General features: G+C 61.1%; 13 protein-coding genes. 5 read left to right on the top strand and 8 right to left on the bottom strand.

The features are described 5' to 3' along the window. Window positions 1-132: 132 nt before the first annotated feature. The 3 genes from ACNQ62_RS05025 to ACNQ62_RS05015 are packed head-to-tail and all read left to right on the top strand — an operon-like array spanning window position 133 to window position 2579. Window positions 133-750, top strand: coding sequence for a DUF6778 family protein (locus tag ACNQ62_RS05025; RefSeq protein ID WP_306284812.1), 618 nt, complete (start codon window positions 133-135; stop codon window positions 748-750). Between the two features lie 57 nt (window positions 751-807). Beyond that, complete coding sequence (locus tag ACNQ62_RS05020) at window positions 808-2034, top strand: RSP_2647 family RNA methyltransferase (protein WP_418094339.1); 1227 nt, start codon at window positions 808-810, stop codon at window positions 2032-2034. Next, the gene (locus tag ACNQ62_RS05015) at window positions 2034-2579 is read left to right on the top strand and encodes an RSP_2648 family PIN domain-containing protein (RefSeq protein ID WP_418094338.1); all 546 of its coding nucleotides are present in this window, start codon (window positions 2034-2036) and stop codon (window positions 2577-2579) included. The genes ACNQ62_RS05020 and ACNQ62_RS05015 overlap by 1 nt, the downstream gene beginning before the upstream one ends. Here the strand turns inward: ACNQ62_RS05015 and ACNQ62_RS05010 are convergent. From ACNQ62_RS05010 to ACNQ62_RS04985, 6 genes are all read right to left on the bottom strand, one after another. After that, window positions 2576-3259: a M48 family metalloprotease gene (locus ACNQ62_RS05010; RefSeq protein ID WP_286699081.1), complete on the bottom strand. Its 684-nt coding sequence runs from the start codon at window positions 3257-3259 to the stop codon at window positions 2576-2578. The genes ACNQ62_RS05015 and ACNQ62_RS05010 overlap by 4 nt on opposite strands. A 111-nt stretch (window positions 3260-3370) precedes the next feature. Beyond that, the gene (locus ACNQ62_RS05005; protein WP_005853328.1) at window positions 3371-3796 is read right to left on the bottom strand and encodes an OsmC family protein; all 426 of its coding nucleotides are present in this window, start codon (window positions 3794-3796) and stop codon (window positions 3371-3373) included. A gap of 84 nt (window positions 3797-3880) precedes the next feature. Next, window positions 3881-5068 carry a vWA domain-containing protein gene (locus tag ACNQ62_RS05000; RefSeq protein ID WP_340243615.1) on the bottom strand — a complete coding sequence of 396 codons (1188 nt, stop codon included), beginning with the start codon at window positions 5066-5068 and terminating at the stop codon, window positions 3881-3883. 3 nt (window positions 5069-5071) lie between these two features. After that, on the bottom strand, window positions 5072-5245 hold the full coding sequence (locus ACNQ62_RS04995) for a hypothetical protein (RefSeq protein ID WP_005853331.1): 174 nt from the start codon (window positions 5243-5245) through the stop codon (window positions 5072-5074). An 18-nt stretch (window positions 5246-5263) separates the two neighbouring features. Beyond that, the gene (locus tag ACNQ62_RS04990) at window positions 5264-6628 is read right to left on the bottom strand and encodes a DUF2927 domain-containing protein (protein ID WP_132996657.1); all 1365 of its coding nucleotides are present in this window, start codon (window positions 6626-6628) and stop codon (window positions 5264-5266) included. Window positions 6629-6963: 335 nt separating this feature from the next. Then, window positions 6964-7803, bottom strand: coding sequence for an AAA family ATPase (locus ACNQ62_RS04985; RefSeq protein ID WP_037945011.1), 840 nt, complete (start codon window positions 7801-7803; stop codon window positions 6964-6966). Between the two features lie 163 nt (window positions 7804-7966). Between ACNQ62_RS04985 and dksA the strand changes: the two genes are divergently transcribed. Beyond that, complete coding sequence (gene dksA, locus ACNQ62_RS04980; RefSeq protein ID WP_037945012.1) at window positions 7967-8389, top strand: RNA polymerase-binding protein DksA; 423 nt, start codon at window positions 7967-7969, stop codon at window positions 8387-8389. Window positions 8390-8502: 113 nt separating this feature from the next. After that, window positions 8503-9672, top strand: coding sequence for an FAD-dependent monooxygenase (locus tag ACNQ62_RS04975; RefSeq protein ID WP_418094337.1), 1170 nt, complete (start codon window positions 8503-8505; stop codon window positions 9670-9672). A 13-nt stretch (window positions 9673-9685) separates the two neighbouring features. On the opposite strand, the gene ACNQ62_RS04970 is transcribed toward ACNQ62_RS04975, so the two are convergent. Then, window positions 9686-10735: an ornithine cyclodeaminase gene (locus tag ACNQ62_RS04970; RefSeq protein ID WP_009826963.1), complete on the bottom strand. Its 1050-nt coding sequence runs from the start codon at window positions 10733-10735 to the stop codon at window positions 9686-9688. 21 nt (window positions 10736-10756) lie between these two features. Next, entirely contained in the window at window positions 10757-11677 is a 921-nt protein-coding gene (rocF, locus tag ACNQ62_RS04965) for an arginase (RefSeq protein WP_005853343.1), read from the bottom strand. Window positions 11678-11771 lie beyond the last annotated feature (94 nt).

The raw sequence follows: 11771 nt of genomic DNA, 5'->3' as shown, positions 1-11771 counted from the left end.
GCGCAAACGTGCCGAAATACCCTAATGATGCCTTAGGTTTTGAACATTCTTGCCCCATTCCTGCCTTAATTGAGCAGCATTACCGTTACATGGCTGCACAATCCGTATCGTCAGCAGCTTTTGGAGGGGTAAATGAAACATCATAAACTGTTGATCGCTTTGGCCTGTGCCGCTGCCGTGTCCGGTTGTGCACCGGCGGATATTGCCAGCCGGAATGCGATGTATGACACATCCTCGACCCGCATGTCCTTGCTCGACAATCTGAACGCCTACCAGCCCGATACGTTGCTGGACGCGGTGCATATCCAGCACACCAACGTCTCTGTGCCCGATCACCTGCGGGTCGCACAAGAGCCAAGCCTGCTGCAATCGGCCGACATCGTCTGGCATGGCGAAGCAGACACTGACCGCCGCGATCAGGTGCGCGCGATCTTCGAGGCCGCGATCCGCCAGGGGGCAGTGACCGCCTATGGTCCCGTGCCCGCCGCGCTGGAGGTCGAGGTCTTGCGGTTCTATAACCCCGCCTCGGAAGCCCCGTCGGCAGAGTTTATCCTGACCGTTGTCGATGCCCGCAATGGCAACCCGCTGGCCGAGCCCCGTCAGGTCGCGGTAGAGCTGAGCAGCTTTGCGCCCCCCGTCGCAGAGGCGCAGCCGGACAATGCGGTGATGATCCATGATCTGGCCCGTGCGATCGAACAGCAGCTCGCCACGCCGGGCAGCTATAAACGCACGAAACTTGCCGCCTATTAAGGCAGCAATCGAACTCTGCGCTTCCCCAAACGCGCGGAACCGACTAATGGGGGCGGTATGACAACGCCCCTTTCCCCTCCCGCTTCGACCGACCCTTCCGATTTGCCCGTGGTGCGCCTGCTGCCCAAGGCGAATGCCCGCGCCATCCGGCACGGGTTTCCCTGGGTCTATGCCAATGAAATGGTCACCGACCGCCGTACCAAGGCGCTTGCGCCCGGCAGTCTCGCGCTGCTGGAAGACAGTGCCCGTCAGGTGATGGGGGTGGTCGCGGTGAACCCGGCCTCCAAGATCTTCTGCCGGATGCTGGACCAGAACGCGCAAGCCGTGGTGAACCAGAACTGGTTCGAGGCCCATATCAACCGCGCCGTGCAGCTGCGGGACCAGATGTATGACGCGCCCTATTACCGGCTGATCCACGCCGAAGCCGATGGGTTGCCCGGTGTTGTGATCGACCGCTTTGGCGACACGGCCGTCATTCAGGCCAACGCCGCATGGGCCGATGTGCATATCGATGCGCTGACAGCAGCGCTGGTGGAACAAACCGGCGTGCGCCACGTGCTCAAGAACGCGTCGGGCCGGACCCGCAGCCTTGAAGGGCTGGATGATGTAAGCGGTGTGCTGCATGGCGAGGCTCCAAGCGCGCCTGTGCAAGTGCCGATGAACGGCGCGATCTATATGGCTGACCTCACCGGCGGCCAGAAAACCGGCCTGTTCTACGACCAACGCCCGAACCACGCCTTCGCGGCGAACCTGTCCAAAGGCAAACGCGTGCTGGATGTCTTCGCCCATGTTGGCGGATTCTCACTCGCCGCGCTGGCACATGGCGCGTCTTCTGCGGTTGCGGTCGACGGATCGGCACCCGCGCTTGAGCTGGCGCAGCAGGGCGCAGAGGCTATGGGCGTGTCAGACCGCTTTGCCACGCGCCAGGGCGACGCCTTTGACATCCTGACAGCACTGCGGGCCGAGGGCGAAGAGTTCGACGTGGTGATCTGCGATCCGCCCGCCTTTGCCCCCGGTAAACCCGCGCTTGAAGCCGGTCTACGCGCCTATGAACGCGTGGCGCGTCTGGCGGCGCAACTGGTGGCCGAAAACGGCGTGCTGGGTCTGTGTTCCTGTTCCCATGCGGCGGATCTGACGCAGTTCCGCACCGCATCTGTGCGCGGTATCGGTCGCGCGGGACGGCGCGCGGCGCTGCTGCATACCGGTTTCGCCGGACCTGACCACCCGCAGCTGCCGCAACTGGCCGAGACGGGATACCTCAAGTCGTTGTTCTTCCGCCTGTAATGGCGCTGCGCATCCTGATTGACGCCTGCGTGCTCTATCCCACCGTGATGCGCGAGATGGTGATGGGCGCGGCGCGGGCGGGGGTGTTTGAGCCGCTGTGGTCCGCGCGCCTGTTGGAAGAATGGGCGCGCGCCGCGATCAAGCTTGGCCCCGAAGGCGAGGCACAGGCCCGCGCAGAGATCGCGTTGCTGCGCGCCGCCTGGCCCAAGGCGGAAGTGCCCCCGAGCCCCGGTGTAGCGGCACGGCTGTACCTGCCGGATGAAAACGACGTGCACGTGCTGGCCGCCGCGATCACCGGCCACGCCGATATTATCATGACACTGAATGCCAAGGATTTCCCCCGTGGCACCTTGGCTGAAGAAGGGTTGGCGCGGGTTGATCCCGACAGCTATCTGCACGGCGTCTGGCTGGCGCAGCCGCAGGTGATGGAAGCGGTCGCCGCCCATGTTCTGCAAGAGGCACGCCGCCTGTCAGGCCATCCGTGGGAGATGCGACCCTTGCTCAAGAAAGCACGGCTGCCGCGGCTGGCAAAGGCGCTTGGTTAACGGTCCCAGGCGGATTGCAGCGCCGTGAGCGCGCCGATCCTGTCTGCGGTCTTCGGGTGGCTCAGCAGCCAGGCGGGGGCGGTGCCGTGGTTGCTTTGGGTCAGTGCCTCCAGCTTTTCGAACAAGGAAATCTGTGGCGCGATGCCGATACCCGCTTTGGTCAGCAGGGCGGCGGCATAGGCGTCCGCCTCGTATTCATCGCTGCGCGACAGGCGCGCGGCCAGGAGCGTCGCCAGCATATTGGCGATCCAGATACCGACACCGGGGAGGATACGCCCCAAGATCATCCCAAGCGCCGCGCGCATGGCATTCTGGCCGGAAAAATCGATCATCCGTCGCCGTGAATGCCCCAAGGCCACATGGCCGAGCTCATGTGCAATCACACTCGCGAGTTCCTCGGCGGTGACGGCGCCGGATTTGAATTTCTCGTAAAAACCGCGGGTAATGAAGATCCGCCCATCGGGGGCGGCAAGACCATTGACGGGGGCGACTTCGTATATATGGACCTTGATCCGCGGCAGATCGAGGGCGCTGGCCAGTTTCGATGTCATCTCGCGCAGGGCAGGGTCGAGCAGTTCAGTCGATTTTTCATCCAGTTCCTTCGCGGTGCGCCAAGCGGAAAAGCGATACATGGCAAGCCCGTAGAGCACGGCGAGAAGTATGGGGAGGATCCGGATCATGCACCCAATATGGACGCAGGCGAGCGGGGTGCAAGGGTGGAATGAGTATTTGGGAAAAGGGTGAAGGGGGCGTGGTAGGGGCCGCGGGCGGGCGCGGCCCCTGGGGCAGGGTCAGGACAGTTTTGCGTCCATCGTGATTTCGGCAGTCATCAATTTGGAGATGGGGCAATTTTCCTTGGCGGTTTTGGTCGCCTCTTCGAACTGCTCTTGTGTGGCGTTGGGAATGACACATGCCACATCAAGGTGAATCTTCGGCACATGAAAGCCGCCGTCTTTTTGTTCAAGGAAGACCGTGGCCTTGGTTTCGATGCTATCGGCGACCAGATCGTAGTCTTCAAGGATCATCGACAGCGCCATGGAGAAACAGGACGCATGGGCCGCGCCGATCAGCTCTTCGGGGTTGGTGCCGTCTTTGCCTTCGAAACGGGTGTTAAATCCGTAGGGTTGGTCGCTGATCACGCCGGTCTGGGTGGAGACATGGCCTTTGCCCTCTTTGAGGTTGCCTGTCCATTTTGCGGAGCCTGACTTCTTGATCATGGGAATTCCTTTCACCATTTGGGTTCATGGTGAAAACGCGGGGGCGCGGTGGAATGTTCCGATCTATGATGGGGTGGCGGCTGATTACCGGGTCAGGGTCTTCATCCCGCGGCTCAGCCCCTCGAGGGTCATGGGCACCATTGCCTCTGCGCCAAAGATTTCCTGCACCATCTTGATGGATTGGGTGTAGGGCCAGTATTTCTCGGGGATCGGGTTGATCCAGAGGTTGCTGTTCCATTGTTCGCGCGCCCGAGAGAGCCAGACCGATCCGGCCTCGGCGTTCCAGTGTTCATTGGCGCCACCGGGGTAGGCGATTTCGTAAGGGGACATGGACGCGTCGCCCACGAAAATGCATTTGTAATCCGGCCCGTAGGTGCGCAGCACCTCCATCGTGTCCAACTGTTCCGTCCAGCGGCGACGATTGTCGCGCCAGACACCTTCATACAGGCAGTTGTGGAAGTAGAAATATTCGAGGTGTTTGAATTCGGACTTGGCGGCGCTGAACAGTTCTTCGACGGTTTTGATATGCGGATCCATAGAACCACCCACATCCAAGAACAGCAGCACTTTGACCGCGTTGCGCCGCTCGGGGCGGGTTTTGACATCGAGGTAGCCGTGTTCCGCCGTCGCACGGATGGTGCCGCCCAAATCAAGTTCGTCATTGGCGCCGTCACGGGCCCACCGGCGCAGACGTTTCAGCGCGACCTTGATGTTGCGGGTGCCCAGTTCGACCGTGTCGTCGAGGTTCTTGAATTCGCGTTTGTCCCAGACCTTGACCGCGCGCTGGTGGCGCGATTCATTCTGGCCGATGCGCACGCCTTCGGGGTTGTAGCCATAGGCCCCGAAGGGCGAGGTGCCTGCGGTGCCGACCCATTTATTGCCCCCCTGATGGCGGCCTTTCTGTTCCTCGAGCCGTTTGCGCAGCGTCTCCATCAGCTTGTCAAAACCGCCCGCGGCCTCGATCTCTGCCTTTTCCTCGGGGGTGAGGTGCTTTTCGGCCATTTTCTCCAGCCACTCGTGCGGGATGTCCACGGCCTCCATCACATCGTCGAGGCTGATGTTTTCAAGGCCCGAGAAGGCGGCCGCAAAGGCGCGGTCGAACTTGTCGATGTTGCGTTCGTCTTTGACCATGCTGGTGCGCGCCAGATAGTAGAAGGCATCGACATCATAGGTCGCGAGACCGGCTGCCATCCCGTCGAGAAAGGCGAGAAACTCGCGCATGGACACCGGCACCTTGTGTTGGCGCAGTTGGTCAAAGAACGGCAGAAACATGAATTACGCTCCGGTTAGGACTCGGTCCAGAACGACTGTAAGGATCATGCCGACGATGATAAAGGCCATCGCAAACCCGGCCGCGTATTGTGCGATATCCTTGCGGTTGCCGTTGCGTTTACGGGCGGTCAGCCCCCCGATAACAGCGCCGATCACGGCGAGAAGTATGACGATCATTTTAACCCGTTTCGCTAGTTATTTGAGCGGGTTAAGCGACGCGATCTCGCGCATTTTGGCCCGCACAGCCCAGTCAGAGCCAAATCCGTACCGTGCCCAGCCCAAACTGTCCACCCTGACGGCCTGTGCCTCGGCCGCGCGGTTCTCAAGCTCGAGCGCTTCGGCACGCAGCAACAGCAGGGTGCTGAGCAGGGCGGCGTTCTCGCGTCGGCGTGCGGTGTCGATATGCGGCGCGATCAGACGTAGCGCTTCGGCACCCTGACCCTTGGAGACCGAATAAGCCCCCAGTTGCGTCGCCACATAGGCGCGGTGCAGATCGGTGCCGGGGGTGCGGGCGTAGAAGAGGTCGGACATCTTGTATTGTTCATGCGCGGCTTCGGCATCACCCGATTGCAACGCGCGCCCCATGGCGTAATGGGCAAACGCGCGGCGGTGATCCTGCCAGCCCAGGCTTTGTGCGATCTTGATGGCGCTATAGGCCGCGTCCTGGCGTTGCCCGCTGGAGCGACCGGGCCCGAGCGCGCCCTGAACGGCGGCATTCCAGGCGCGGGGGGTGCGGGTCAGGAAGCGTGCTTTGGTCGATGTGCCGCCCGGATTGATCCGCGCCAGAATACCCGGCAGGGCGTTTGCCACTTGGCCCCGTGTCATGCCCGACCGCAGCGCCGGATCGTAGTAGGCGCGCAGGATCATCATATCAAATCCGGTCAGCACCGTATGCACGTTGTCATCGTTAAAGACGGAATCCGGTAGGCGATACAGATCGTTGAGAGGGCCAAGCGCTTGGGCCAGTTCTTCGTGCAGACAATCGCGGACCTCTTGCGGGCTGGCGTCATTCGGGATGAAGATCGACACGCGGCTGCGGGTTTTCAGCAAGGACCAGTTGGTCTGCGCGGTGCGGCGCACCTTCTTGTATTCATCAAGGCTGCTGACATTCGGGGCCACAAAACATGCGGCTTGGGGTAGCACCTTGCTGATGGTGCGACGGCTGACAGCTTCGACGGTGATATTGGCATTCGGGCCGCTGGTGGGGCTGATGTCGATCCGGGCCTCCTGCCGCAAGCGATTGAGCAGCGCGGTCAGATCGGGGCCAAGGGTCGGGGGCGGCGCACCGATGACGCGCACGGTGACCGGACCTTCGAAACGGGTGAAAACGGGGAGCTCCTTGCCGCTTTCCATGCGGAATGACAGTTCGATAAAATCGAGGCTGAGGTCGTTGTTGGAGCGCGGTGCCGGGAGCGATTGATGCACGGTGAACCGTTTCATCGCGGGCAAAGAAGAGGTTGAGGCGGGTTCCATCGCGGCGCGGGTCACCACACCGGGATGCGAGGCCGGAACGCAGGCGCTGATCGCCAGCATCAAGGGCAGCAAAAGGTATTTCTTCATGGATGCGACCCCGTTGTGGCAGGTGCAGGGACCGCGAGGACAACTTTAACAGTCTCCAACACGCGGCGCACGAACGGTGCAAAAATCATATCCATCATCTACCTGACTGCCCTTTTGAGCTGATTACAGGTGTTTTTCGCCCGCCATCCAGACCATTCTAGGGAGCAACCATGTCAAAACAGAGAAAAATGTTAACAAATAAGGCAGGCTTATGACCATCGTTGCTTAGACGTCACAAATAGGACGGGCGCGTTTGCAGCCGTGAAATAACGCGCGGGCGGTTGGATATTCCCTTTATGCGGGATCGGGGCGCGGCGCACCGCGCCCCTTTGGGGTCACTTTTGCGCGCGTGCCATAAAGGCAAGCCGTTCGAACAGATGCACGTCTTGTTCGTTTTTCAGCAGCGCCCCGTGCAACTTTGGCAGGGCGGACTTGCCGTCTTTTTTCAGGTCGGCGGCATCCATATCTTCGGCCAGCAACAGCTTGAGCCAATCTAGCACTTCCGACGTCGATGGTTTTTTCTTCAGCCCTTGCTGTTCGCGGATTTCGTAGAATTGGGTCAGCGCCGTGGTCAACAAGGATTCCTTGATGCCGGGGTGGTGGACCTCGACGATCTTGCGCAGCGTGTCCATCTCGGGGAACTGGATGTAGTGGAAGAAGCAGCGGCGCAAAAAGGCGTCGGGCAGCTCTTTTTCGTTGTTCGAGGTAATGATGACGATGGGGCGGTTTTCGGCTTTGATCGTCTCGCCTGTCTCGTAGACGAAGAACTCCATCTTATCGAGCTCTTGCAAAAGGTCGTTGGGAAATTCGATGTCGGCCTTGTCGATCTCGTCGATCAGCAACACGGTTTTGCCTTCGGCCTCAAACGCCTGCCACAGCTTGCCCTTGCGGATGTAGTTTTTCACATCATGCACACGCTCTTCGCCAAGCTGGCTGTCGCGCAAGCGGCTGACGGCGTCATATTCGTATAGACCCTGTTGCGCACGGGTGGTCGATTTGATGTTCCATTCGATCATGGGCAGGCCAAGGGCGGCTGACACTTGTCGGGCCAGTTCCGTTTTACCTGTGCCGGGCTCACCTTTTACAAGCAGAGGTCGTTCCAGCGTTACAGCCGCATTCACCGCAATCGTGAGGTCATCTGTGGCGACGTAATCTTGAGTACCTTGGAATTTCATCTTGTTTTCAACCTTCTTCAACGCGCTATTCTTGGTCCTTAAACCAACAAACATAAGCATTGTGTAGTGACAATCCGCTAACGCTGCGTTAGATGCACGCCACGGGAGTGATGTCGGGAGACGCGCCTTCATGACAGGATTTAAGACCGCGATGGGGAATGATATGAAGCAGGAAGTTTTTTTGGCGGATGGTTATACACCTGCCGAAGACGAGCCGTTCATGAATGATCGGCAAGTCGAATACTTCAGACGCAAACTATTGAACTGGAAAGCCGAGCTGCTGGCGGGAAGCCGGGACACGATCGAGGGCTTGCAAGACGGGACACGCAACATCCCCGATGTGAACGATCGCGCCTCCGAGGAAACGGATCGCGCGCTGGAATTGCGCACACGGGACCGCGCCCGCAAGCTGGTCAGCAAGATCGACGGGGCGCTGCGCCGCATCGATGAGGGTGAATTCGGGTACTGCTCTGTCACCGGAGAGCCGATTTCGCTGAAGCGTCTGGATGCGCGTCCAATCGCCACGATGAGCCTTGAGGCGCAAGAGCGTCACGAGCGCCGCGAGAAAGTCCACCGCGACGATTGATCGTCCGGTAACGGGCCGCAAATGACTGCATTTGCGCGAGAATGATAATGAAAGCGCCGCGGTGAGAGCCCGGCGCTTTTGTGTATGAAGCTGGCAAGACAGGCGAAAGCGAAATGGGCATCAGCAACGCAATCGTTATTGGTGGGGGTATCGGCGGCTTGGCCGCGGCAGCGGCTTTGTCACGCCGCGGCATGGCTGTCACGCTGCTGGAGCAGGCTCCGGCGATCACCGAGGTCGGTGCCGGCCTCCAGATCAGCCCTAACGGTATCGCGGTGTTGCGAGCGATGGGGCTCGACGCCAAGCTGACCGAACGCGCGGCGGTGCGCGGGCAGGCGGTGGTCTTGCAGGATCACAAGGCTGGGGCGCGTGTGGCGCGGTTGGACCTGATGCGCGGGCAGGGCGCATATCCCTATATGTTCGTGCATCGCGCCGATCTGGTGGACATCCTGCTGGGCGCGGCCAAAAGGGGCAATGTGACGGTAGAGCTCGGGGCCGAGGTGGCAGAGGTGACCCCCGGTGCCACACCGCAACTGCGCCTGACCGATGGGTCGCGTCGACGGGCAGAGCTGATCGTTGATGCCAGCGGGATCCACAGCCGGGCGCGAGCGGTGTTGAATGGCGCGGATCAGGCAAAGTTCACCGGTCAGGTCGCGTGGCGCGCGGTTGTGCGCAATGACTTCAACCACCCAGACGAGGCTCATGTCACCATGGGGCCGGGCCGGCATCTGGTCAGCTACCCTTTGCGCGGCGGGCGGCTGGTCAATCTGGTCGCGGTGGAAGAGCGTGAAAGCTGGGCCGCCGAAGGCTGGAACCATGCGGACGATCCGGCGAACCTGCGAAAGGCTTTTGCGGGCTTTGGCGGGCGGGCTGCCGCGATGATCAATGCGGCTGAGGCCTGCACGCTTTGGGGGCTCCACCTGCATCCGGTTGCGCAGACGTGGCATCAGGGCGGGGTTGCTTTGCTGGGGGATGCCGCGCATCCGACGCTGCCGTTCCTTGCGCAGGGGGCCAATATGGCGCTTGAAGATGCATGGGTGCTGGCCGACAGCGTGCTGAACCAGCCCGCAGAACAGGCGCTCGCCCGCTATCAAAACCTGCGCCAACCCCGTGTTACCCGCGTCGTCAAAGCGGCGGCAGGCAATGCCGCGCGCTATCATTTGCGCCCCGGGCCTTTGCGGTCGGCCGCGCATTTGGGGCTAAAGCTGGGCAGCACCCTTGCACCCTGGGCGATGGTCGGCGCGTTCAACTGGCTGTACCACCATGATGTGACCGCGCCGAAATAGGCTACCGTCGCCGTTACTTGGCCCTTTGCAACATGCCGAACAGATCCCGCGGATCTTCGGGGTCGGCCAGCAGGTCAAGCGGGTCGAACAGATCGGTCGCCTTGATCTGGTCGCGCACATAGCGCAGCGCCGAGAAATCCTCGATCGCAAAGCCGACGCTGTCGAACAGGGTGATCTGCTTGTCATCGGTGCGCCCCTGCGCCTGACCAGTCAGCACCTGCCAGATTTCGGTCACAGGATGATCCGGTTCAAGCTGCTGTATCTCGCCCTCGATCCGGGTCTGTTCGGGGTACTCCACAAAAATCCCTGCGCGGTGCAGGATCGCGGGGGCAAGCTCGGTCTTGCCCGGACAGTCGCCGCCGATGGCGTTGATGTGGATGCCGCTGCCGACCATATTATCCGTCAGGATGGTGGCATATTGCTTGTCCGCCGTGCAGGTAGTGACGATCTGCGCGCCCAGCATCGCTTCTTCCGCGGTGTCGCAGGGCACGACCTTGATGCCCAGACCTTGCAGGTTGGCGGCGCATTTCGCGGTGGCATCTTTGTCGATGTCATACAGCCGCACCTCGTCGATGCCGACAATGGCCTTCATGGCGAGGGTCTGGAATTCGGATTGCGCCCCATTGCCGATCATCGCCATCACATGCGCGCCCTTGGGGGCCAGCAACCGCGCCACCACGGCAGAGGTCGCCGCCGTGCGCAGCGCCGTCAGCATCGTCATCTCGGACAACAACACCGGATAACCGTTGGCCACATTCGCCAGCAGGCCAAAGGCGGTCACGGTCTGCAAACCGTCTGCGGTGTTCGAGGGGTGGCCGTTCACGTATTTGAAGCCGTAGACCTCGCCGTCCGAGGTCGGCATCAGCTCGATCACGCCCTGTTCCGAATGGCTGGCCACGCGCGGGGTCTTGTCAAACAGCTCCCACCGTTTGAAATCCGCCTCGATATACTCCCCAAGTCCGATCAGCATGGGTTCAATCCCGATGTGGTGGATCAGCTTCATCATATTGTCGACGGAAACAAAGGGCACCAGCGCCTTGTCAGAGGGGGTCAGATTGGTCATGGTCGTGGTCCTTTACTCAAATCAATAGGCGCGGGTGGGGCGGTCGAATACGCGGCGGCCAAAGGCAGAGGCGGCCAGATCGACCATCAGCTGCGCGGTACGGCCCCGTTCATCCAGAAAGGGGTTCAACTCTACCAGATCAAGCGAGGTCATCAGCCCGCTGTCATGCAGCATTTCCATCACCAGATGGCCTTCGCGCACGGTCGCACCGCCGGGAACAGTCGTGCCAACCGCGGGGGCAACGGAAGGATCAAGGAAATCCACATCGAGCGAGACATGCAGCATCCCGTTCGCCGCAGCGACCTTTTCGAGGAAGGTGTTCAGCGGCGTGGCGATGCCCGTCTCGTCAATCTCGCGCATGTCGACGCGCTGGATGGTGGTTTCCTGCAGGGCTGCACGCTCTGCCGCGTCGACAGAGCGCAGGCCGATGATGGCAATATTATCGTGGGGCAGCGGGTAGGGAAGATCGGGGAAGGCATCAAAGCCTTCGCGCCCCGTCACATAGCCCAAAGGCGTGCCGTGCAGGTTGCCGCTGTCGGTGCTTTCGGGCGTATGGAAATCGCTATGCGCGTCCAGCCACAGCACAAACAGGGGGCGTTCCTGCGCCTGCGCATGGCGCATCGCGCCCAGGACGGTGCCGGAGGCAAGCGCATGATCGCCGCCCATGATGATCGGGGTACCGTCCTGCAAGGCGGCTTGGGTGGCCTCGGCCAGGCTATGTGTCCAGGCGATGGTTTCCTCAAGCGCGTGCAGTTTCGGGTGCTGGCCGGGCGTGAAGGGCGCGGGCGCGACATTGCCACGGTCTGTGACGCTATGGCCCAGATCGGTCAGCGCGCCCGCCAACCCTGCGGTGCGATAGGCATCGGGGCCCATCAGACAGCCCAACCGGCGCTTGCCGCTATCCAGCGGGGCCCCAAGAAGAATACAGTTTTGTCCAGACATGGGTGAGATCCTTTCGTCAACGTTTCCAAGACGATATCTAGCTGGTCTGGTCAGAAACAATCATCTAAAGTGACCAAGTCGGAGATAATTTGAC

It is taken from the genome of Sulfitobacter sp. SBS6 (genome assembly GCF_048285585.1).
Taxonomy (GTDB): Bacteria; Pseudomonadota; Alphaproteobacteria; order Rhodobacterales; family Rhodobacteraceae; genus Sulfitobacter; species Sulfitobacter pontiacus.
Note: the sequence above shows the minus strand (reverse complement) of the source record. Positions and strands in the feature narration are given on the sequence as shown.

Coding starts and splice junctions, on each gene's coding strand:
- ACNQ62_RS05000 (WP_340243615.1), bottom strand. CDS start 5,068: ATGTTTCTGCCGTTCTTTGACCAACTGCGCCAACACAAGGTGCCGGTG.
- dksA (WP_037945012.1), top strand. CDS start 7,967: ATGAAGCAGGAAGTTTTTTTGGCGGATGGTTATACACCTGCCGAAGAC.
- ACNQ62_RS04975 (WP_418094337.1), top strand. CDS start 8,503: ATGGGCATCAGCAACGCAATCGTTATTGGTGGGGGTATCGGCGGCTTG.
- rocF (WP_005853343.1), bottom strand. CDS start 11,677: ATGTCTGGACAAAACTGTATTCTTCTTGGGGCCCCGCTGGATAGCGGC.
- ACNQ62_RS04990 (WP_132996657.1), bottom strand. CDS start 6,628: ATGAAGAAATACCTTTTGCTGCCCTTGATGCTGGCGATCAGCGCCTGC.
- ACNQ62_RS04985 (WP_037945011.1), bottom strand. CDS start 7,803: ATGAAATTCCAAGGTACTCAAGATTACGTCGCCACAGATGACCTCACG.
- ACNQ62_RS05010 (WP_286699081.1), bottom strand. CDS start 3,259: ATGATCCGGATCCTCCCCATACTTCTCGCCGTGCTCTACGGGCTTGCC.
- ACNQ62_RS04970 (WP_009826963.1), bottom strand. CDS start 10,735: ATGACCAATCTGACCCCCTCTGACAAGGCGCTGGTGCCCTTTGTTTCC.
- ACNQ62_RS05020 (WP_418094339.1), top strand. CDS start 808: ATGACAACGCCCCTTTCCCCTCCCGCTTCGACCGACCCTTCCGATTTG.
- ACNQ62_RS05025 (WP_306284812.1), top strand. CDS start 133: ATGAAACATCATAAACTGTTGATCGCTTTGGCCTGTGCCGCTGCCGTG.
- ACNQ62_RS04995 (WP_005853331.1), bottom strand. CDS start 5,245: ATGATCGTCATACTTCTCGCCGTGATCGGCGCTGTTATCGGGGGGCTG.
- ACNQ62_RS05005 (WP_005853328.1), bottom strand. CDS start 3,796: ATGATCAAGAAGTCAGGCTCCGCAAAATGGACAGGCAACCTCAAAGAG.
- ACNQ62_RS05015 (WP_418094338.1), top strand. CDS start 2,034: ATGGCGCTGCGCATCCTGATTGACGCCTGCGTGCTCTATCCCACCGTG.